General features: G+C 70.9%; 16 protein-coding genes. 4 read left to right on the top strand and 12 right to left on the bottom strand.

The genetic code is table 11. The annotated features are described in order from the left end of the window. Positions 1 to 235: 235 nt before the first annotated feature. The 3 genes from ACFY16_RS28675 to ACFY16_RS28685 form a co-directional block, all read right to left on the bottom strand. Positions 236 to 4,087, bottom strand: a complete 3,852-nt coding sequence (locus ACFY16_RS28675) for an AAA family ATPase (protein WP_390650076.1) — start codon at positions 4,085 to 4,087, stop codon at positions 236 to 238. 228 nt (positions 4,088 to 4,315) lie between these two features. Further along, positions 4,316 to 4,519, bottom strand: coding sequence for a hypothetical protein (locus ACFY16_RS28680; protein WP_020942469.1), 204 nt, complete (start codon positions 4,517 to 4,519; stop codon positions 4,316 to 4,318). A 382-nt stretch (positions 4,520 to 4,901) separates the two neighbouring features. Continuing rightward, on the bottom strand, positions 4,902 to 5,183 hold the full coding sequence (locus ACFY16_RS28685; RefSeq protein ID WP_390650077.1) for an acylphosphatase: 282 nt from the start codon (positions 5,181 to 5,183) through the stop codon (positions 4,902 to 4,904). Positions 5,184 to 5,396: 213 nt separating this feature from the next. On the opposite strand from ACFY16_RS28685, the gene ACFY16_RS28690 reads away from it, so the two are divergent. Continuing rightward, positions 5,397 to 6,509, top strand: a complete 1,113-nt coding sequence (locus ACFY16_RS28690) for a CAP domain-containing protein (protein ID WP_390650078.1) — start codon at positions 5,397 to 5,399, stop codon at positions 6,507 to 6,509. A gap of 124 nt (positions 6,510 to 6,633) precedes the next feature. Here the strand turns inward: ACFY16_RS28690 and ACFY16_RS28695 are convergent, their stop codons facing one another. After that, positions 6,634 to 7,221 carry a flavodoxin family protein gene (locus tag ACFY16_RS28695; protein ID WP_390650079.1) on the bottom strand — a complete coding sequence of 196 codons (588 nt, stop codon included), beginning with the start codon at positions 7,219 to 7,221 and terminating at the stop codon, positions 6,634 to 6,636. Between the two features lie 138 nt (positions 7,222 to 7,359). Between ACFY16_RS28695 and ACFY16_RS28700 the strand changes: the two genes are divergently transcribed. Then, positions 7,360 to 7,761: a winged helix-turn-helix transcriptional regulator gene (locus tag ACFY16_RS28700; protein WP_390650080.1), complete on the top strand. Its 402-nt coding sequence runs from the start codon at positions 7,360 to 7,362 to the stop codon at positions 7,759 to 7,761. Here the strand turns inward: ACFY16_RS28700 and mutM are convergent. From mutM to ACFY16_RS28740, 8 genes are all read right to left on the bottom strand, one after another. After that, positions 7,734 to 8,594 (bottom strand): bifunctional DNA-formamidopyrimidine glycosylase/DNA-(apurinic or apyrimidinic site) lyase, encoded by an 861-nt coding sequence (mutM, locus tag ACFY16_RS28705; RefSeq protein WP_390650081.1) that lies wholly within the window; start codon positions 8,592 to 8,594, stop codon positions 7,734 to 7,736. The genes ACFY16_RS28700 and mutM overlap by 28 nt on opposite strands. Before the next feature lie 75 nt (positions 8,595 to 8,669). Then, complete coding sequence (rnc, locus tag ACFY16_RS28710; protein ID WP_390650082.1) at positions 8,670 to 9,503, bottom strand: ribonuclease III; 834 nt, start codon at positions 9,501 to 9,503, stop codon at positions 8,670 to 8,672. Between the two features lie 19 nt (positions 9,504 to 9,522). Next, a complete protein-coding gene (gene rpmF, locus ACFY16_RS28715; protein ID WP_003951102.1) occupies positions 9,523 to 9,696 on the bottom strand; it encodes a 50S ribosomal protein L32 in 174 nt (57 codons plus the stop codon). A 2-nt stretch (positions 9,697 to 9,698) separates the two neighbouring features. Further along, the gene (locus ACFY16_RS28720) at positions 9,699 to 10,343 is read right to left on the bottom strand and encodes a YceD family protein (protein ID WP_390650083.1); all 645 of its coding nucleotides are present in this window, start codon (positions 10,341 to 10,343) and stop codon (positions 9,699 to 9,701) included. Between the two features lie 164 nt (positions 10,344 to 10,507). Next, positions 10,508 to 11,554 carry an ATP synthase F0 subunit B gene (locus tag ACFY16_RS28725; RefSeq protein WP_390650084.1) on the bottom strand — a complete coding sequence of 349 codons (1,047 nt, stop codon included), beginning with the start codon at positions 11,552 to 11,554 and terminating at the stop codon, positions 10,508 to 10,510. Between the two features lie 134 nt (positions 11,555 to 11,688). Continuing rightward, the gene (gene coaD, locus ACFY16_RS28730) at positions 11,689 to 12,168 is read right to left on the bottom strand and encodes a pantetheine-phosphate adenylyltransferase (protein WP_390650122.1); all 480 of its coding nucleotides are present in this window, start codon (positions 12,166 to 12,168) and stop codon (positions 11,689 to 11,691) included. A 26-nt stretch (positions 12,169 to 12,194) separates the two neighbouring features. After that, a complete protein-coding gene (gene rsmD / locus ACFY16_RS28735) occupies positions 12,195 to 12,782 on the bottom strand; it encodes a 16S rRNA (guanine(966)-N(2))-methyltransferase RsmD (protein ID WP_390650085.1) in 588 nt (195 codons plus the stop codon). 125 nt (positions 12,783 to 12,907) lie between these two features. Beyond that, complete coding sequence (locus ACFY16_RS28740) at positions 12,908 to 16,129, bottom strand: helicase-related protein (protein ID WP_390650086.1); 3,222 nt, start codon at positions 16,127 to 16,129, stop codon at positions 12,908 to 12,910. Positions 16,130 to 16,296: 167 nt separating this feature from the next. Between ACFY16_RS28740 and ACFY16_RS28745 the strand changes: the two genes are divergently transcribed. Continuing rightward, on the top strand, positions 16,297 to 18,126 hold the full coding sequence (locus tag ACFY16_RS28745) for an HSP90 family protein (protein WP_390650087.1): 1,830 nt from the start codon (positions 16,297 to 16,299) through the stop codon (positions 18,124 to 18,126). Further along, positions 18,123 to 21,047: a tetratricopeptide repeat protein gene (locus tag ACFY16_RS28750; protein WP_390650088.1), complete on the top strand. Its 2,925-nt coding sequence runs from the start codon at positions 18,123 to 18,125 to the stop codon at positions 21,045 to 21,047. The genes ACFY16_RS28745 and ACFY16_RS28750 overlap by 4 nt, the downstream gene beginning before the upstream one ends. The last annotated feature ends 7 nt before the right edge of the window (positions 21,048 to 21,054 follow it).

Genomic DNA, 21,054 nt, shown 5'->3' on the forward strand with positions numbered 1-21,054 from the left:
GCCGGGGGTGGGGGTCTGCCCTTGCAGGCGTGGGTCGAAGCCAGTGGCTCCAGTGGCGCATAGGTTCACGCCACACACACCTGAAGGTAAAAGCAACGCCACTGAGACTATGCCTTCAAGTTTCGAAGTCAACAGGTCCGAAGCTGTGAATTTGTGCCCATCGGGAACCTGGCGTGTGTTCAAGAAGTGAAGTCACTGAGAAGTGCAGGTCGGGGCCGGTGTAGACCGCACGTATCTAGCGCAGTCGCTGCGAGATGACCTTCGACACACCGTCGCCCTGCATGGAGACGCCGTACAGCGCGTCAGCGACCTCCATCGTGCGCTTCTGGTGCGTGATCACGATCAGCTGCGAGGCCTCCTGCAGCTCCTGCATGATGCGGATCAGCCGCTGCAGGTTGGTGTCGTCCAGCGCGGCTTCGACCTCGTCCATGACATAGAACGGACTCGGCCGGGCCTTGAAGATCGACACCAGGAGTGCGACAGCCGTCAGTGACCGCTCGCCGCCGGAGAGCAGCGACAGCCGCTTGACCTTCTTGCCCGGCGGACGCGCCTCGACGTCCACACCCGTGGTGAGCATGTTGTCGGGGTCGGTGAGCAGGAGCCGTCCCTCACCACCCGGGAACAGCCTGCTGAACACGCCCTCGAACTCGCGGGCGGTGTCCCGGTACGCCTCGGTGAAGACCTGCTCGACGCGCTCGTCGACCTCCTTCACCACTTGGAGGAGGTCGGCGCGGGTCTTCTTCAGGTCCTCCAGCTGCTCGCTGAGGAACTTGTGGCGCTCCTCCAGAGCCGCGAACTCCTCCAGGGCCAGCGGGTTGACCTTGCCGAGTTGCTGGTACGCCCGTTCGGCGGACTTCAGCCGCTTCTCCTGCTCCGCCCGCACGAAGGGCTTCGGCTGGTTGCGCGGATGCTCCGGGTCGTCCGGCAGTTCCTCCCCCTCGGCGGCGAGCGAGGGCGGCACCAGCTGATGCGGACCGTACTCGGACATGAGCCCCGCCGGTTCGACACCCAGCTCCTCCAGCGCCTTCGTCTCCAGCTGCTCGATCCGCAGCCGTTTCTCGGCGCCGAGTACCTCGCCCCGGTGAACTGAATCCGTCAACTTGTCGAGTTCTGCCTTGAGATCGCGCCCGGCGCTGCGGGCGGCGACCAGCTCCTGCTCGCGGCGGGCCTTGGCGGCCTCGGCAGCGGTCCGCTCCTCGTCGGCCCGGCCCAGCGACACCTCGACGTGCGCGAGCAGCTGCCGCGCACCGGAGGCGACAGCCTCCGCGACGCCCGCCTCGTGCCGCAGCCGGGCCCGCCGCTGCTCCGCCCGCGCGCGTGCCTCACGTTCGGCGCGGGCTGCCCGGTCCAGCGAATCGGCCCGCCCGGCGAGCCCCTTGACCCGCTCCTCGTGCGTACGGACCTGGAGTCGCGCCTCCATCTCGGTCTGCCGGGCGTTGGCCCCGTCGGCGGCGAGCCGGTCGCGCACGGAGGTGTCCGGCTCCTCCTCGACCGGCATCTCCTCCGCCACGGCAAGCCGTTCGGCAAGCTCCTCGGCCTCCTGTACGGCCTTGTCGAGCGCTTCCTGCGCCCGCGCCGCCGCCGCCGTGGAGCGCTCGGCCTCACCGGCGGCACCGCGCGCCTGTCCGGCGAGCCGCCCGAGCTGCTGGGCCACGGCCGACTTCTCCCGGTCGGCGGCCCGGCGCCGCTCCCCCAGCTCCTCGACGAGCGCGGCGCACTCCCTGCGCCGCTCGGCGGCCGCGTGCTGCGCCCCGGTCAGCGCCTCGCACCGCACGGCCAGCTCCTCGAGCTCGGTGGCGGCCTCGTCCACGGACGCCTGTACTTCCAGCAGGCTGGGCGCCCCGGCCGACCCGCCGTGCGCGAAGTGCGCCCCAAGCAGATCGCCCTCCGCGGTGACCGCGGTGAGCTCGGGACGGGCGTCGACCAGATCCTCGGCGTCCTCCAGGGTGCCGACGACGACGATCCCACGCAGGAGCCGTCGGACCGCGGGCACGAGCTCGGCGGGAGCGCGGACGAGGTCGGCGGCGAAGGGCGGTCCGGCTGTGGCGGTGCTGGTGGCGGCGGGGCCGGTGCCAGCGGTGCCGGTTGTGGCGGTTCCGGCAGTGGCGTCGCCCAGCGCACCCGCGCCGGCGCCCATGCCGTCACCCCGCACCGGGCCGCCGCCCACAGGCCCCGCCGACGGCTGCGCTCCGGACGACGAACCCGCCTCGGCAGCGAAGGCCGGTCCGGCGGTAGGGGTGACGGCGGTGGGGGTGACGGCGGTGGGCGTGGCGATTCCGGCAGTGGCGGCGCCCAGCGCACCCGCGTCGGCGGCCGTGGCGGCGCCGTGCGTGTCACTGTGGCCGGACCCGATCGCAGTGTCCTCCGGCGCCGCCGCCAACAGCAGCGCCGCCCGCCCCGCGTCCTGCTTGCGCAGCAGGCGGATGGCGTCGGCGGCCGAGGACGGGGTGGTCACCGCGATGGCGTCGGCGGCGGCGCCGAGAGCGGCGGCCAGCGCGACCTCGTATCCCGGAGTGACCGTCAGCAGTTCGGCGGCCGGGCCCAGCAGGCCGGTGAGTCGGTCCTTCGCACCCAGCAGCGCGCCGGTGCCGTCCTTGCGGCGCAGGCCCAGGGCGAGGGCCTCGTGGCGGGCCTGGGTCGCGGCCCGTCCGCGTTCCGCCGCTGTGGTCGCCTCGCGGGCGGCGGTCAGGGCGGCCTCGGCTCGACCGAGCTGCTCCTTCGCCGCCTCGTGCTGCCCGGCGAGTTCGACGTCGCCGGCGTCGAGGCCGTCGACCTCGGCCTTGAGGGCCTCGTACTCCTCCTGCGCCTGCACCGCCCGCTCCTGGGCCTCGTCGCGTGCCGCGGCGAGCCGGTCGATCTCGGCCTGGGCCGAGGCGGCCCGTGAACGGGCCGCGTTGACCTGGCCGTTCAAGCGGGCAAGCCCCTCACGGCGGTCCGCGATGGCGCGGGCGACGTCCTTCAGGCGCCGTTCCTCGACAGCAAGTTCGCGCTCCAGGTCGGCGCGGTGGGCGACGGTGTCGTCCAGGGCGTGCTGCGCCGCCTCCAGGGCGGCCTCCAGCTCGGCCTCCTGCTCGCGGATGCGGGCGGCCTCGCGCTCCATGTCCTCGGGGTCGCGGCCACGCCGTTCCTCCGGGGGCGCGGACGTCGCGCTCTTCACGCGCGCGTCGGCCAGCGAGATCGTTCCGCGCACCCGCTCGGCGAGCTGGGAGAGCTCGTACCAGGTGTGCTGGGCGCGCTGGAGGCGCGGCGTGAGCTGGCGGACCTCGTCCTCCAGGAGGGCCTCGCGCTGGAGCGCCTTCTTCAGCTCCTGCTCCGCGGCCTCCTTGCGTTCCTTCAGAGCGGCCTCGTCAGCGACCTCGGCGTTGAGTGCCTCACGCAGTCGTACGAGATCGTCGGCCAGCAGCCGTAGACGCGCGTCGCGCAGGTCCGCCTGGATCACGGCGGCCCGGCGCGCGACGGCCGCCTGGCGGCCCAGGGGCTTCAGTTGTCGTCGCAGCTCGTCCGTCAGGTCCTGCACGCGCGCGAGGTTGGCCTGCATCGCGTCCAGTTTCCTGAGCGCTTTCTCCTTGCGCTTGCGGTGTTTGAGAACGCCCGCGGCCTCCTCGATGAAGGCGCGGCGGCCCATGGGGTCGGCGTGCAGGACGGAGTCGAGCTGACCCTGGCCGACGATGACGTGCATCTCGCGGCCGATGCCGGAGTCGGACAGGAGTTCCTGGATGTCGAGGAGCCGGCAGGTGTCGCCGTTGATCTGGTACTCGCTGCCGCCGTTGCGGAACATGATCCGCGTGATGGTGACCTCGGCGTACTCGATGGGCAGCGCCCCGTCGGAGTTGTCGATGGTCAGGGACACCTCGGCGCGGCCCAGCGGCGGACGCCCGGTGGTGCCGGCGAAGATGACGTCCTCCATCTTGCCGCCGCGCAAGGACTTGGCGCCCTGCTCGCCCATGACCCAGCTGAGCGCGTCCACGACGTTGGATTTGCCCGAGCCGTTCGGTCCCACGACACAAGTGATCCCCGGCTCGAACCGGAGCGTGGTCGCCGAGGCGAACGACTTGAAGCCGCGGAGGGTCAGGGCCTTGAGGTGCACGCCGCTGGACTCTACCTCCCGGGCATGTCTCACTCCATGAACCCGCGGTTTCACCCATGAACGCGCAGGGCACACCAGACGTTAAAGACAGTGAAAGGGTGCGCGGGGGCAGAGAAGACGGGGGCAAGAAAGAAGGGACGCCGAAGCGTCCCTTGCAAACTCTGACAACTTAGCGGTTGATACGGGCAGCCCAACCACTGCGTGTGCTGTTGTGGAGCAGTGCAGCGATCAGGTGAGCGCAGGCTCCGCCTGGTGTGCGTCGATGCTCTCCATGATCCTGTCGTGAGAAGCGGCAGCCGTCAGCGCTTCGTTCTCGGCCTGGATCCGTCCAAGCTCGGATTCCAGGTCCTGTACGCGCTGCTGGAGCCGTCGCATCTCGGCGAGGAGTCGAGGGTCGGAGCCGCCGACGTAACCGAGAAGCGCCTTTGCCATGATGGATGGTCCTCCACACTGAGTGACCGACCGAAGCGGTGTGGGTCGTGAGGGATTTCGCACCCGCGGTGCTTGGCATTCTTGAGTTTGTGCTGCCGTTCATCCATGCCAAACAGCTAAGGTGCGCGGGGCTTTCAGCGTCTCACCAAAAAGTTTGACGGTCAACACGATCACGCCCCGTATCGGCGGGCGACCCGGCGGCACGCGGCCTGAGAACGGCGGCGTTGCGACTGCTGCGGGCCCCTCGGGGCGTGGCGATCATCCTTACGCGGGGAGCTTGCCACCGCAAGCGATTCTTGGCAACCACCAGGCCATTTCTGCTTCGGGCAATTGCCGGTGGCATGCCCCTCCGCTTCGGCCTGGGTCTTTTTACAGATCGGACTCAGCGGATGGCGAAGCCGTCGTAGCCACCGCGCGGTGTGTCCCAGATCTCCGTGACACCATCCACGCGGCCGGGCGTGTCGTCACCCTGGAGCCAGTCGAGGAGTCCCTCACAGCCCGCACGTGACCCCTCGGCGACCACCTGCACCCGCCCGTCGCCCAGATTGAGAGCAAAACCACTCAGCCCGCCGATCTCGAGCGCCTTGGCCCGCGTGAACCAGCGAAAACCCACGCCCTGCACGCGTCCACGCACCCAGGCAACCAGTCGCACATCCTCGCTCATGGGTGCAACCTAACCAGCCAATGTCCCTCGGGACACTTCCTCCCCCAGCGCCATGCGGTACCGTCCCGACCCAATGAATCTCATATGAAACTCACTCGATCGAGTGAGTCTGGTCACTCCGTGGAGCGCCAGATGCCGCGCGGGCCGGCCACCAGGACTCGGGGCCGGCTCGGGTCGACCGCAAGGACGATCAAGGACGAGGAAGGCAAGGGCATGGGACGCCACCGACGCTCCGCCGCCGGCCGCGCCGCCACGGGCCGCACCACGGAGGTCACGGAAACGTATGGCTCTCATCCGGGGAGCCGCGGCGTCCAGGGCCCGCAGGACTCGTACGGCGACACCCCCACCACGATGGGCATCGCGCCCTATCTGAACCCCGAGGCCTATGCCGAGACCAACGCGCGGAGCGATGCCTACCTCTTCGCGCCGGACGACGACCGCGGGCGGATCGACGACACCGTGATGTTCCCGGCGGAGGGCTTCACACCCGATGGCGGTGCACGGGACGCCGGGCGCCGCCGCCGGAAGAAGAGGACCGTGACGCCGGTCCGCACCGGCCTGCTCGGCGTCTCTGCCGCGGTCGCCCTCGGCACCGTCGCCGTCGCCTCGGGCGTGGTGCCCGGCCTCGACACCTACAAGCTCGGCGGCGGCACGAGCAGCGGCGACAACGTGCAGGCCGCGGACTCCCCGTCCAACTCGGCGACGGAGCAGGGCGGCAGCTCCGGCACCGCGGCCGGGCGCGACGACTCCACCTCGACCGGCCGCAACTCCGACCGGACGACCTCGCCGTCGGCCTCCCCCTCGACGGCGTCGGCCACGCCGACGCCGACCAGGACACCGTCGAAGAAGCCGACGGCGACGCCCGGCACGCCGACGACCACGCCGTCGAAGAAGCCGACGGCCACGAAGGCGCCGAAGGAGACCAGCGCCCCGGTGACGGTGTCGGCGGCGGCGCAGTCCGAGGCCGAGGTGCTGCAGCTCGTCAACGAGGAGCGGGCGAAGGTCGGCTGCAGTGCCGTTTCCGCGAACAGCTCGCTGACACAACTGGCCGAGGCCTTCAGCGAGGACATGGCCCAGCGGAACTTCTTCGACCACACCGACCCGGACGGCGCCACGCCGTGGGACCGGGCCTCGAAGGCCGACATAACCAACCTCGGCGGCGAGAACATAGCGCGGGGCCAGGCCGACGCGGCGGCCGTCATGGATGCCTGGATGAACAGCCCGGGCCACCGGGCCAACATCCTGAACTGCGACTTCACGACCCTGGGCGTCGGAGTGCACTTCGGCGAGGGCGGCCCGTGGTGGACGCAGGACTTCGGGTATTAGCTAGCTAGACCGGTACCAGGCCACTGCTAGCTAGACCAGTACCAGACAAGTACTGGACCAGTACTGCAGCGGTACCAGACCGGCACCGGACACGGTTCCACCGTTGCCCAGGACCGGTACTCGCTCAGGCGGCGGCCGCCCGCCCCTGAAGGAACACCTTCGCCGTCTCGGCGACCCGGCGCCCGAGGTGCTCCGCCGTCGCCACGTCGGCCTTGTGGACGGCCTCCGGGCCCTCGTCGACGTTCGTCTGGGCGGCGGCGCCCGCGAAGACGCCGAGGCGGTTGAGGTCGTGCTCGGAGCCCGCGCTGTTGTTCCAGCCGGGGTGCAGGCCGAGGTTGACCCAGTTCATGCCGTGCTGGGCGGCGAGAATCTGGAAGAACTGCAGGGTGTGCAGCTTGTCGCCGCTCTTGGAACCGGAGTTGGTGAACCCGGCCGCCAGCTTGTCCTTCCAGTCCTGCCCGAACCAGCGCTTCGAGGACGCCTCGGCGAAGACGTGGAAGGCGCCGGACGCGGTGCCCATGTAGGTCGGCGAGCCGAACACGATCGCGTCCGAGCCGTCGAGCGTGGCCCACTGCTCGTCGGTGATCTCGCCGACGTCGATCAGGTGCACCTCGGCGCCGGCTTCGACGGCCCCGGTCCGGACGGCCTCGGCGAGGACGGCGGTGTGGCCGTAGCCGGAGTGGTAGGCGATGGAGACAACAGGGGTGGTCACGTTACGTACTCCTCGAAATGCAGGAACAAAGAACGCGGCGAAGCAGCGGCGCAGCTCACCAGCGATGAAAAAAGGAAAGCACTAACTTCCAGTTAGTGCAACCTGTTGGTTAGCGCTGCGCTCGCGTAGGCTTGGGGCATGACCACCACGCAGGAGCGCAGGGAGGACCCGAACCTCCCGTACAACGTGTTCGCCAAGGCCTGCCCCTCGCGCGGGACGCTGGAACACGTCACGGGACGCTGGGGAGCGCTCACGCTCGGCGCCCTGCACGATGGCTCCCTGCGGTTCAACGAGCTGCGTCGCCGCGTCGACGGCGTGAGCGAGAAGATGCTCTCCCAGACATTGCACGCGCTGGAGCGCGACGGCCTGGTGCACCGCGACGCACAGCCGACCAATCCGCCCCGCGTGGACTACGAACTGACACCGCTGGGCCGCGAGGTCGCCCAGCGGCTGCTGGCCCTCATCCGGGTTCTGGAGGGCGGCATGGACGACGTGCTGGCGGCGCGGGAGCGCTACGACGAGACGCGCGGCGCCCGCTGACACTTCGGGCAGAAGTAGCTGGAGCGGTTCATCCAGGGGCGTCGGCGCATCGGCGTGGCGCACCGCTTGCAGGGCAGGCCCTCGCGGCCGTACGCGTCCAGTGACCGGTCGAAGTAGCCCGACTCCCCGTTGACGTTGACGTACAGGCTGTCGAAGCTGGTGCCGCCGACGGCGAGGGCGGCGTTCATCACGTCCCGTACGTGGCCCAGGAGTTCGGCGGTGCGCGGGCGGGTGAAGGACGCGGTGGGGCGCTCGTAGTGGACGCGGGCGCGCCACAGTGCCTCGTCGGCGTAGATGTTGCCGACGCCGCTGATGAGCGACTGGTCGAGCAGGGCCCGTTTGATGGTGGTGCGCTTGCGGCGCAGTGCCTGATGGAAGGCCTCGTCGTCGAACAGCTGGTCGAGGGGGTCGCGGGCGATGTGCGCGATGACGTCGGGCAGCCCGTCGGGGGTGTTGTCGTGCAGCGACAGGCCGCCGAAGGTGCGCTGGTCGACGAAGCGGAGTTCCGTGCCCTGGACGTCCGTGAAGCGGACGCGGATGCGCAGGTGCTTCTCGTCGGGCGCCTCGTGCGGCTGGACCAGGAGTTGGCCGCTCATGCCGAGGTGGGCCAGGACGGACTGGTCGGTGTCCTCCAGGGGCAGCCAGAGGTACTTGCCACGGCGGCTCGGGACGCCGATCCGGTGGCCCTTGAGTCGGTGTGTGAAGTCGTCGGCACCGGCCAGGTGACGGCGGACCGCGCGCGGGTGCAGCACCTCGGCCTCGGCGACCGTCCGGTGGGCGACCCACCGCTCCAGACCGCGCCGTACGACCTCGACCTCGGGCAACTCGGGCATGGGACCCCCGTGACAACCGGTGGATGAGCCGAGCGCCCGCCCCGGGCGGGGCGGGCGCTCGGATGCGCTGTTCGGTCAGGCGGATGCCGACTCGGGGCCGGTCTCGGCGGCCGCGGTGGCCTCTGCAGTGAGTTCTGCAGTGGTCTCTGCGGCTGCCGCCTTGGCACGCTCGTCCGCCGCGGCCCGGATGGACCGCCAGGCGGACTCCGCGGCCTGCTGCTCCGCCTCCTTCTTGCTGCGGCCGGTGCCGGTGCCGTACGAGACGCCTCCGACGCGGGCGGCAGCAGTGAAGGTCTTCTCGTGATCGGGGCCGGTCTCCGTGACCAGGTACTCGGGCACGCCGAGCCCCTCGGTCGCGGTGAGCTCCTGGAGACTGGTCTTCCAGTCCAGGCCGGCACCGAGGTTCGAGGACTTCTCGATCAGGGGGTCGAACAGGCGGTGCACCAGTTCGGACGCCGCGTCGAGGCCCTGGTCGAGATAGACCGCGCCGATCACCGCTTCCAGGGTGTCGGCGAGGATGGACGCCTTGTCCCGGCCGCCTGTGCCCTCTTCACCACGGCCGAGCCGGATGAAGGCGCCCAGGTCGAGGCCACGGCCGACCTCCGCCAGCGCACGAGAGTTGACCACCGCGGCCCGCAGCTTGGCCAGCTGGCCTTCGGGCAGGTCGGGGTGGGTGGTGTACAGCGTGTCGGTGACGACGAGACCGAGCACGGAGTCCCCGAGGAACTCCAGCCGCTCGTTCGTCGGCAGACCGCCGTTCTCGTACGCGTACGAACGGTGGGTCAGCGCACGCACCAGAAGGGCGGACTCGAGCTTGTACCCGAGCCGCCCTTCCAACAGCGTGTGGGACGAGGCCGCCGTGTTGTCCGCCTTTTTCTTGGCGGTCGTTTCCGCCTTGGCGTCAGACATGAAGCCTCTCACCAGCCGCTCAGACCTCGAGGACCTGGCGCTTGTTGTAGGTGCCGCAAGACGGGCACGCGATGTGCTGCTGCTTGGGCTCGTGGCAGCGCTCGCACGCAACCAGGGTGGGGACCGCAGCCTTCCACTGCGACCGGCGGTGGCGCGTGTTGCTGCGCGACATCTTCCGCTTCGGAACAGCCACGGCTACTTCTCCTGCTTCTCGTCGACGCCCGCTTCGGCGCCGCTGATCTCGTCCTTCTCGCCGTCTCCGGATGAACCAGCGAGTCCCTGCAGTGCCGCCCAACGGATGTCGACGGCGTCATGGTGGTGGTCCGGGTCGTCCGCAAGGCGTGCGCCGCACTGGGCACACAGTCCTGGGCAGTCTTCCTGGCACACCGGCTGCATCGGCAGTGCGAGCACCACCGCATCACGCAGCACGGGTTCGAGGTCGAACAGGCCGTCCTCGATGAAGAGCCTGTCCTCGTCTTCCTCGGCGTCGTCGGCCGGTTCCGCCTTGGGGCGGCCCCGGTCGTCGGCGTCAGGGTACGAGAACATCTCCTGGAAGTCCGCTTCGAGCGCCAGCTCGAGCGGCTCCAGACACCTTACGCACTCCCCCTCGGCCTGTGCACGGGCGGTGCCTGTGACGAGCACCCCTTCCATGACCGACTCGAGTCGGAGTTCGAGCTCCACCGGGGCGCCTTCCGGCACTCCGATGACCTCCTGGATCCCGAGATCCCTGGGGGCGTCGATCGTGCGGGTCAGGCGCTGCAGCGCGCCAGGACGCCGCCCCAGCTCGTGTGTGTCGAACACGAGAGGGTTGCGGTGGTCGAGGCGGGCGTTCAGAGCCATTCCTGCTTTCGATCTTCTGAGCTCAGAGGGACACTGCCCTTCGGTGTTGCCGGGCAGCGTTGATCGCGGACGTACACGCGACCGAAGAGCCAGGATACTGGACCTTTCGCTCTCGGCCCAATCCGGTGCGACTGCCGGCCTCCGACCGCGCTCGGAGACAGGCCCTACAGGCCCCGCTCCTGCTCATAGGCCCGCAACTGCTCGGCACTGATCATGCTGGTGTCGAAGAGGCTGGTCTCGTCGAGGGCGTAGCCCTGCTGGTCCTGCTGCGGCTGCTGGGCCTGGTTCGGGTCGTACGCGGTTTGCTGGGCGTCGTAGCCCTGGTAGGCCGCGTACGGATCCGCCTGCTGGTAGCCGTAGGCGTCCTGCTGACCGTAGGACTGCTGCTGGTAGCCGCCGTACGGGTCCGACTGCTGCTGGTAGCCGTACGCCGGCTGCGCGGTCTGCGGGTCGTACTGCGGCTGGGCGGGCTGCTGCGGCTCGGCCGGGGTGTCCGCGAGGGCGGCGAGGTCGGCGAGGTAGTCGGCGTCGCTGGAGTGCTGGAAGGTCGTGGTGTCGTCGGCGAGGACGCCGAGGTCGTCGGTGGCGATACGGCCGTGCAGCTTCTGGCGGCCGCGACCGACGGCCTCCAGGGTCTTGGCCAGGACCGCCTCGAAGGCGCCGAGCTTGGTGTCGACGTACGCGTCGGCGTCGCGGCGCAGGGTCTCCGGGTCGTGGCTGCGCTCGGGGGCGTCCTCGTCCTCGTAGCCCTGCTCGTCCAGGCCCGGGCCGGTGCCGAGCAGCTTCTCGCGGCCGCGGCCGACGGAGCCGAGGGTCTTGGTGAGGACGACCTCGAAGTTGGCGAGCTTGGAGTCGACGTAGTCGTCGGCCTCGGCGCGGACCTCCTCGGCCTCCTTGCGTGCCTCGTCGAGGATCCGGTCGGCCTCGGCCTGGGAGCGGCGGGCGATCTCGGTGTCGGAGATCAGGGAGCCGCGCTCGGCGTGCGCCGTGGAGATGATCCGCTCGGCCTCCTGGCGGGCCTGCTCGACCATGTGCTCGCGGTCGCCGATCAGCTCCTGGGCCTGCGCGAGGGAGCCGGGCAGTGCCTCGCGCAGCTCTTCGAGCATCGCGAGCAGCTCGGCGCGGTTGATCACGCACGAGGCCGACATCGGCATCGACCGGGCACTGGAGACCGTCGAGACGACCTCGTCGAGCTTCTTCTGCACGTCCATCGTGTGCTCGCCACTCTCTACAGCTGTGTTGGAGACGGACGGGACGACTGTACGGCCATGGGGTGTGCGGCCGACACCGGGTGACGGACTGTCAGGTTCCGGAGGGTTTCCCGTGCGCGCCCCCGGGGTCGGTCTCAGTCCTTCTTCAGACGCTGGGCGAGGGCCTCGAGGACCGCGGGCGGGACCAGGTGGGAGACGTCGCCGCCCCAGGTCGCGACCTCCTTGACCAGGGAGGACGACAGGAAGCTGTAGGTGGGGTTGGTGGGCACGAAGAGGGTCTCGACGCCCGACAGGCCGATGTTCATCTGGGCCATCTGCAGCTCGTAGTCGAAGTCGCTGACGGCGCGCAGACCCTTGACGATGGCGGGGATGTCACGCTGCTTGCAGAAGTCGACGAGGAGGCCGTGGAAGGCCTCGACCCGGACGTTCGCGTACTCGGCGGTGACCTCACGGATGAGGTCGATCCGCTCGTCGATCTCGAACAGGCCCTTCTTGGACTTGTTGATCATCACCGCGACATAGACCTCGTCGTACAGACGGGAGGCGCGGCCAATGATGTCGAGGTGTCCGTTGGTGATGGGGTCGAACGACCCGGGACAGACGGCGCGGCGCAACTGTGATCCCTCGCTCTCCGGTCCGGTCATGGTGCGTCTTCGCACGTAGAGGCGGCGCGACCGTACCAAAACGTGCCCTCGCCGTAGCGACGGGCCCTAAGGGCTTCGAAACCGTCCGGCCACCGGAATTCCCCGCCTCTGGTGCTGCGCTCCACGGTGACGAGGGCTTCCTGTGCGAGCCAGCCCTCCGTGCGGAGTGTGAGCAGAATCTCGCGAAGATCGTCGTCGGAGACGGCGTACGGGGGGTCGAGGAAGACGATGTCGTACGGCTCCGCGGGCGGCGGCGACTTGATGATCTGTTCCGCTTTGCCCGATCTGACCTCGGCACCGGGCAGCCCGAGGCTCTTCACGTTCTCGCGGACCGTGCGGGCCGCGCGGGCGTCGGCCTCGACGAGCAGGATGTGACCCGCGCCACGGGACAGGGCCTCCAGACCGACGGCGCCCGACCCGGCGTACAGGTCGAGGACCCGTTCGCCGTCCAGCGGGCCGCCGAGCAGGGACTGCCATGTGGACAGGAGGCCCTCGCGCGCGCGGTCGGAGGTGGGGCGGGTGCCTGTGCCCGGCGGGACGGCGAGGCGGCGTCCGCCGGCTGCGCCGGCGATCACGCGGGTCATCTGGGGTCCTTGTCCATGTGCGGTGGGGCGTCGCTTCCAGTCTCTCAGCTCTCCCGCTCCCGGCTCTTCCCGGCCCGATCGGTTCTCCCGCTCCCGGCTCTTCCCGGCCCGGCCACCGCGGGTGCTCACCCCTTGTCCAGGTACTGCTCCCTTTCCTCGTCCAAGAGGGCGTCCAGCGCCGTCCGCAGTCCGGGGAGGTGCTCCAGTTCGGGGTCGGCGGCGACGACGGCGGCCGCCTCCTCGCGGGCCTCCGCGATGACCTCCTCGTCCTCGATGACGGCGAGCACCCGCAGGCTGGAGCGGACGCCGGACTGGGCCTGGCCGAGCACATCGCCCTCGCGGCGCTGTTCGAGGTCGATACGGGAGAGCTCGAAGCCGTCCAGGGTGGACGCCACCGCGTTCAGCCGCTGGCGGGCCGCGCTCGCCTCGGGCATCTCGCTGACCAGCAGACACAGCCCGGCAGCCGAGCCACGCCCCACCCGGCCACGCAGCTGGTGGAGCTGGGAGACACCGAACCGGTCGGCGTCCATGATCACCATCGCTGTGGCGTTCGGCACGTTCACGCCGACCTCGATGACGGTCGTGGCGACCAGGACGTCCGTGTCGCCGGCGGCGAAGCGGCGCATGACGGCGTCCTTGTCGTCCGGTGGCATACGGCCGTGCAGCACCTCCACCCGGAGCCCCTGGAGGGGCCCGCGGCTCAGCTGCCCGGCCACGTCGAGGACGGCGAGCGGGGGCCGCTTCTCGGCCTCGTCCTCGGGCGACTGCTTCTTCTTGGCGGCCTTGGGGTCGTCGGCCTCGTCGCCGATGCGGGGGCAGACCACGTACGCCTGGTGCCCGTTGCCCACCTCCTCGCGCACGCGCTCCCAGGCCCGGGCCAGGAAGTGCGGCTTCTCGGCGGCCGGGACGACATGACTGGCGATGGGCGAACGCCCGGCGGGGAGCTGGTCCAGTACGGAGGTCTCCAGATCACCGAAGACGGTCATCGCGACGGTCCGCGGGATGGGTGTGGCGGTCATGACCAGCAGATGCGGCGGCTGCTTGCCCTTGCCGCGCAGGGCGTCGCGCTGCTCGACGCCGAAGCGGTGCTGTTCGTCGACCACGACCAGGCCCAGGTCGTGGAACTGGACCTTGTCCTCGATCAGCGCGTGCGTGCCGATCACGATTCCGGCCTCGCCCGTGGCGAGGTCCAGCATCGCCTGGCGGCGCGCGGCCACCCCCATCGACCCGGTGAGCAGCACCACCTTGGTCGCGTGCTCCGAGCCGCCCAGCATCCCGCCCTCGGCCAGCTCGCCCATCATCTCGACGACGGACCGGTGGTGCTGCTGGGCGAGCACCTCGGTGGGCGCGAGCATGGCGGCCTGTCCGCCTGCGTCGACGGTGGCGAGCATGGCGCGGAGGGCCACCATCGTGTTGTGGGTGACCGTGAAGTTGTCAGTGACGTAAGCATGGCTCGGGTGAGCGACGCTGACGCACTGGACCGGCTTTCGTCCCACGTACTCGACCGCGCGAATTCCGCGCCGGAAGGTGTTGTACTTCGGACGGGGACCTACCTGTTCGGCCTTGCGGGTCAGCCTGAACGGGGCGTACAGGTCGGGCAGGGACACGGAGACGTTGAACGCCGCCCGCTTCGGCAGGATCCGCGCCCGGCCTCCGAGCGAGCGGACCAGCCAGGCAACATCCTCCGCGAGCCGGAGCGAAGCTGAGCAGAACGAGGCGCTGAGGCCGCCCGTGTGGACGGTGCCGTCAGTGTCCATAAGCCCTTGGAGCACAGCGAGACGGTTTTTGATCGACGTGTTCTTGAACACGTCGGGCACGAACTTGCCCTGCGAGGTCACGCCCCAAAGGTTCAGGTCCCGCAAGGCCTGGATCACTGGATTACGCGCGCCTCCTTTACGGCAGGTCAGCTGGATCGTGTAGTCGCAGCGGGATCCCTTCACCGGAACCAGTCGGCATTCGGGGGCCACTGCCGTGGCCGCTGCCTCACGGATCTCGGCGTCGATCGTGGACAGGCGCAGGTTGTGCCGGAATGAGCCGTCTCCCAGCAGGAGGCCGAACAGGTAGGGATCGAGAGGCAGCCCGGCGTCGTTCCCAAGATCGACCGGAATGGCTGCCGGAACGTACCACTTCGAAGATCCGTTGGCCTTGAAGGTGTCCAGGCGGATCTCCCGGGTTGTCATGACCTTGGGAGCCTGACCTCGATGCCACGCACAACTCGTGCCAACGATCCAGAGATGCTCGTCGTCGCACTCGACGGAGCTTCCGTCGGAGAGGACCAGCCGCCAAACATCGCGCTCTCCCTGCGGAAAGACGCCGTCGATCAACGCGATCTCCCCGTCCGGCACGACAACTTCGTCCCCCACCCGCAGGTCGCCCATACGACGGAAACCGGCGGGAGTGAGGACCAGCGAGTCGAGGGGCTGAGCCTTACCCGAACCGACCTCTCCCTGCAGCAGTCGGTGCATCGGATGCTCCGTCGCGAGGTCGTCGAAGATCTCCTTGGAGACCTTCTGCTGGCCCTCGGTGAGGGTGAAGGGGAGGCGGTCGTCGAAGGCCGCGAGGAGGCCGTCGGGGGCGGGTTTGCGGGGGACGGCGGGGAGTTGGGCGTCGGCGTGGCGGCGGCGGGCGAGGGCGACCTGGAGGACGAAGGCCTCGTCCCACTTCAGTCGGGCGCGGGCGTCGGCGATGTCCGCCTTGGTGTGCGGGCGATGGATCTTGAGGAGGGCCTCGGGGAGGGAGACCAGGCCGCGGCCCTCGCGGAGGGATCCGGGGAGCGGGTCGAGGGCCTCCCGGGCGCTCGGCAGCACCGTCTGGACCGCCTTGCCGATCTTCCAGGACTCCAGTTTGGCGGTGGCGGGGTAGAGGGGGATGAGGGCGCCGGCCCAGGTCTCGACAGCCTCCTCCGTGTCGGCGCGCAGCAGTTCGTAGGCCGGATGGGCCAGTTGGAGGCGGCGGTTGAAGAGGGAGACCTTGCCCGCGAACATCGCGCGCGTGCCCGGCAGGAGCTCCTTGTGGGGCTTGTGAACGCCGTTTCCGAAGAAGACCAGTTGGAGCCGCCCGCTGCCGTCCGTGATCGTCACCTCGAGGCGCTGGCCTTTTCCGCGGGGTGCCTTGGACGAGGCGAAGGTGTGCAGACGGGCGTCGGCGACCTGGGCGACCACGGTGACGTGCTCGTCCATGGGGAGGTCGGCGAGGTGGGTGAGCTGGCCGCGCTCCTCGTATCTGCGGGGGTAGTGGTGCAGGAGGTCGCCGACGGTGTGCAGGCCGAGGTGCTCGGCCATCACCTTCGCGGTGGCGGGGCCGAGCACCTTTTTGAGTGGTTCTTGCAGTGCGGGCACGAGATCCATTGCACACCACACCACTGACAATGCCGTATACGTCCCGGGAATCTCCTGGTCGGACGGGCTGTTCGGGCTCTAGGATGGCGCGCTCCGGCCATCCCCCGCGGTCACTGCCCCACCGGGACCGCCCGACCCCGCGCCGTCGATCATCCCCCACCCACGGCGCTGCGACGATGGACTCCCAGACCTCACAGTCATCCCAGGCATCCCAGTCACCTCATACGTTCCAGGTCGACCTGCGTGGTCTGGTTGACCTGCTGTCCCATCACCTTTACTCCAGTCCCAAGGTCTACTTGCGCGAACTGCTGCAGAACGCGGTGGACGCGATCACTGCCCGGCGGGCCGGGCAGCCGGACGCACCTGCTCGGGTGCGGCTGTTCGCGGAGGGCGGTGCCCTGCGGGTCGAGGACTCGGGGGTCGGGCTCACCGAGGCCGATGTCCACAACCTGCTGGCCACCATCGGCCGCAGCTCCAAGCGGGCCGACGGTCTGCAGGAGGCCCGTTCCGACTTCCTCGGGCAGTTCGGCATCGGCCTGCTGGCCTGTTTCGTGGTCGCCGAGCGGATCCGGGTCGTCAGCCGCAGCGCCCGTACGCCGCAGGCCCCGCCCGTGGAGTGGACGGCGACCGACGACGGTTCGTACACCGTGCGGACGCTGCCGGACGAGGCCCGCCCCGAGCCGGGCACCACCGTGCACCTGGTGGCGCGGGCCGGGGCCCAGGAGTGGCTGACCGAGGCGCGCGTCCTGGCGCTGGCGCGGGACTTCGGGTCGCTGCTGCCGTACGACGTGCGGGTGGGCGACGAGGCGGTCACCGACCTTCCGGCGCCGTGGGACCGGCCGTATCCGTCTCCCGCCACCCGGCGGGTGGCCCTGGCGCGGCACTGTCACGGACTGTTCGGGTTCACTCCGCTGGACGCGATCGACCTGGACGTGCCGCTGGCCGGGATCCGCGGTGTGGCGTACGTGCTGCCGTCGGCGGTCAGCCCGGCCCAGCGGGCCGGTCATCGCGTCCATCTCAAGGGCATGCTGCTGACCGAGCGGGGCGAACAGCTGCTGCCCGACTGGGCCTTCTTCGTGCGCTGTGTCCTGGACACGGACAGTCTGCGGCCCACGGCGTCGCGCGAGTCGCTGTACGAGGACGAGACGCTGGCCGCCGTGCGGGAGGCGCTCGGAGAAAGGATCCGGTCGTGGCTGACCGGGCTGGCCGCCGGTGATCCGGAGCGGCTGGCGGCCTTCCTGTCCGTGCACCACCTGGGCGTGAAGTCCCTGGCGCGGCACGACAGCGAGATGCTGCGCACGATGCTGCCGTGGCTCCCCTTCGAGACGACCGACGGGCGGCTGTCCCTGGAGGAGTTCGCGCAGCGGCACCCGGTGGTGCACTTCACCCGGACCGTCGAGGAGTACCGCCAGGTCGCGCCGATCGCCTCCGCGCAGGGCGTCGGGGTGATCAACGGTGGTTACACGTACGACAGCGAGCTCGTCGAGGCGCTGCCCTCGGTACGGCCGGGGACGGTGGTCGCCGAGCTGGACGCGGACACCGTGACGGCCCATCTGGACGCGGTCGACCCGGCCGAGGAGCTGGCCCTTTCGGGTTTCCTGGCGGCCGCGCGGGCGAAGCTCGACCCGCTGGGCTGTGACGTCGTCCTGCGTGCCTTCCATCCGCTGTCCGTGCCCGCGCTGCACCTGGACGACCGGGCGGCCCGGCACGAGCAGGCGCGGGCGGAGGCCGAGGAGCAGGCCGACGATCTGTGGGCGGGCATTCTCGGCTCGCTGCGCGGCAGCGCTCCGCGCGCGCGTCTGGTGCTCAACCACCTCAATCCGCTGATCCGCAGGATCAGTTCGCTGCGTGACGCGGAGCTGATCGGCACCGCCACGGAGTCCCTGTACGGGCAGGCGCTGCTGATGGCGCAGCGCCCGCTGCGGCCCTCCGACTCGGCGCTGCTGAACCGGGCGTTCATCGGCCTGCTGGAGTGGGCCACCCTTGGCGAGGACGGTCACCGATGAGTGAGATCACGGACTTCGACTCCCTCCGCCGGGCGATGGCGGAGAACGGCGAGGAGCCGGAGGGGCCGGCCCGCAACGCGCGCGCGGAGCAGCTGCTCACCGAGGCGGAGCGGCTGAACATCCCGCTCGCCGTGATCGAGGCGCTCGGGCACCAGCTGAAGGTCTACAACTACAGCTCCGAGAAGGACAAGATGTTCGTCCCGTTCGCGCGGCTGCTGCGCATGTGGGACGAGAGGCCCGAGGACTTCGACGAGTACGAGACGCATTCGCTGCACTGGGTCTTCAAGTGGATGTCGTCCGGCATGCTCGACCAGCCGCACGTTCCGCTGGCCGCCATGGAGAAGTGGCTCGGCGAGATGGAGCGCCGCTACCGCCTGGCCGGGCACTCCGAGCGGGCCGTGCGCAGCGCGGAGTTCAGTGTGGCCGCGCACGTCGGGGACGTCGGGCGGGCCGAGCGGGCGTACGCCGCCTGGCTGGCCGCCGACCGGGACGCCATGGCCGACTGCCACGCGTGCGAGCTGCACGGGCAGGGCTGGTGGCAGTCGGAGCGGGGCCGGGACGCCGAGGCGGTCGAGCTGTGGGGGCCGGTCCTGGACGGCGAGTTCTCCTGCGCCCACGAGCCGCACACCGTCCTCGCCTCCTCCCTGGTCCCCCTGCTGCGCCTCGACCGCCTCGACGAGGCACGCGCCAACCATCTGCGGGGCTTCCGGCTCGTACGGTCCATGGAGAGCATGCGCGGCGCGTACGCGGACCACGTGGAGTTCTGCGCGCTGACCGGCAACGAGGCGCGCGGCCTGGAGCTGCTGGCGGAGCGGCCGGCGTACTTCACGGACACCGGGCATCCGCGCAGCCGACTGGAGTTCATGGCCGTGGTGGCCCTGCTGATGGACCGCCTCACGGAGCTCGGCCTCGAAGACCGGCGGGTGCCGGGGCCGGCGGGCCGGGCGTGGACGGCGGTCGAACTCGGAGCCCACGCGCGTGTGGAGGCCCTCGCGCTCGCCGAGCGCTTCGACGCGCGCAACGGCACGTCGTACGTCAGTGAGCGGGCACGCGCGCGTATGGCGCAGCGTCCGCTGGTGGAGCGGCTGCCGCTCGGCGTGCGCGCGGCCCGGCCCGCCGGCGCCGCCATGCCCGTGGTCACGTCGCCGGTGGAGCCGGCCGGCGAGCCCGATCTGGCCGCGCTGCTGGCCGAGGCGCGCCGGCTGTCGGACACGTTGCAGCCGAACGCCGTGGAGGCGTGGGCGGCGGTCTCCCGGGCCGCCGAGGGTGTCGAGCTGGACGCCCGCGACCGCGCGGAGATCGCCGACCACCAGGCGATGGACGCGGGCCCCGAGGGCGCCGAGCTGTTCGAGCGCGCCGCCGAGCTGTACGCGGAGGCGGGCGACCCGGGTGAGGCGTTGGCGGCACGCGCGCGTGCGGCGTACGTGCACGCCCTCACCGGCGAGCTGGACGAGGCGGTCGCCGCGGTCGCGGGGCCGTACGACGAGGTCCTCGCGCTCTACGCCGCCGACGCCACGGGTGTCCGGCAGGCGGCGTCCGTGCTGATGGGGCGGGCGCGGATCCTGATGCGGCGGGTGCACGAGGCCGACGGTCCCGCGCCGGAGCCGGTCCTGACCGAGGCGGAGGCGGCCGCGCGGGAGGTGCTGGCGCTCGTCGACGGGCACGTGGGGGACGACGTACGGCTCGCCTCACGGGCCGCCGAGTCCCAGGCGATGCTCGCGGAACTGGCGGCGCTCACCGGGGACGCCCAGGCGGGCGCGGAGCTGTTCGCGCGGGCCGCGGCGGCGTTCGTCGGGGCCGGGCTGCCGTGGTTCGCGGTGGAGTACGAGGCGCGGCTGGCCGGGCTTGCGCACCACCTGGGCGACACCGCGGAGGCGGAGCGGGCGCTGCGGGCGGCCCTGGAGCACGGGGGGCCGCACCTGGAGGCGGTCGGGCGGGCCCAGCTGCACCTCCAGCTCGCCGAGGTCGTCGGCGGCCGGGGGCAGGCCGAGGAGGCGGCCGAACACGCCCTGGAGGCGGCGCACTGGGCCGACGAGGCGGGCGAGGGGCCGACGCTGGGTGCCTGGGCCCGGCACCAGCTCGGCGGGTTCCTGGTACGGCAGGGGCGGTGGGTCGAGGCCGCGGAGGTGCTGGAGTCGGCACTGCCCGACCTGACCGCCGAGACGCACGGCGACGGCGCGATCGTCCAGACGCAGTGGTGGCTCGGTGACTGTCTGAGCGAGCTCGGGGAGCACCGCGCCGCCGCCGAACGCCGGCTCCAGGCCGCCGAGATCGCCCGGCACTGGCCCGAGCAGCACGACCACGCGACGCTCGCCCACCTCGCCGCCGAGAACCTCGGGCACGCCGGCCTGCCCGCCGAGGCGGACCGGGCCTACGCCCGCGCGGGCGACCTGTGGCGCACCCTCGGCAACACCCACGGCCTGGTCCGCTCCCTGCGCGCCCGCGCGTGGCTCGCGCTGCGGACCGGGCCGGGGCCGGAGGGCGCCCGGGAGTTGATGGCGGGCGCGGTACGGGAGTGCCAGGCGGCACTGGACGCGGCGGCCGACGAGGAGGCACGGGGACGGCTCGTCGCCGAACTCGGCCACACCCATCGGCAGTTCGGCGACCTGCTGGCCCGCTCCGTCTCCGAGGACGCCGGTGACGACTCGATCCAGGGCGCGTTCGAGGAGGCCCTGTCCCAGGCGGCGGAGGCGATCGCGGTGTTCGGCTCCCTCGGGCCGGAGGCCCGGCACAGCCGCACCGCCGCCCAGCTCGCCGCGGGCTGGCTGGAGGCCGACCTGGGCCGCCCGGCGGACGCGGCCGCACGCGCGCGTGCCGTCCTGGAGACGTACGCCGACGGGGACGAGGACGGGACGGCGCAGGCACGGCGCGCGGAGGCGGAGCAGATGTTGCAGGTCCTGGAGGAACAGGCGGCGAGGTAGGACCGAG

It is taken from the genome of Streptomyces sp. NPDC001315 (assembly GCF_042896175.1).
GTDB lineage: Bacteria > Actinomycetota > Actinomycetes > Streptomycetales > Streptomycetaceae > Streptomyces.

Coding starts and splice junctions, on each gene's coding strand:
- ACFY16_RS28720 (WP_390650083.1), bottom strand. CDS start 10,343: ATGGCTCTGAACGCCCGCCTCGACCACCGCAACCCTCTCGTGTTCGAC.
- mutM (WP_390650081.1), bottom strand. CDS start 8,594: ATGCCCGAGTTGCCCGAGGTCGAGGTCGTACGGCGCGGTCTGGAGCGG.
- ACFY16_RS28700 (WP_390650080.1), top strand. CDS start 7,360: ATGACCACCACGCAGGAGCGCAGGGAGGACCCGAACCTCCCGTACAAC.
- ACFY16_RS28740 (WP_390650086.1), bottom strand. CDS start 16,129: ATGGATCTCGTGCCCGCACTGCAAGAACCACTCAAAAAGGTGCTCGGC.
- rnc (WP_390650082.1), bottom strand. CDS start 9,503: ATGTCTGACGCCAAGGCGGAAACGACCGCCAAGAAAAAGGCGGACAAC.
- ACFY16_RS28690 (WP_390650078.1), top strand. CDS start 5,397: ATGGGACGCCACCGACGCTCCGCCGCCGGCCGCGCCGCCACGGGCCGC.
- ACFY16_RS28685 (WP_390650077.1), bottom strand. CDS start 5,183: ATGAGCGAGGATGTGCGACTGGTTGCCTGGGTGCGTGGACGCGTGCAG.
- ACFY16_RS28750 (WP_390650088.1), top strand. CDS start 18,123: ATGAGTGAGATCACGGACTTCGACTCCCTCCGCCGGGCGATGGCGGAG.
- ACFY16_RS28745 (WP_390650087.1), top strand. CDS start 16,297: ATGGACTCCCAGACCTCACAGTCATCCCAGGCATCCCAGTCACCTCAT.
- ACFY16_RS28725 (WP_390650084.1), bottom strand. CDS start 11,554: ATGGACGTGCAGAAGAAGCTCGACGAGGTCGTCTCGACGGTCTCCAGT.
- ACFY16_RS28680 (WP_020942469.1), bottom strand. CDS start 4,519: ATGGCAAAGGCGCTTCTCGGTTACGTCGGCGGCTCCGACCCTCGACTC.
- rsmD (WP_390650085.1), bottom strand. CDS start 12,782: ATGACCCGCGTGATCGCCGGCGCAGCCGGCGGACGCCGCCTCGCCGTC.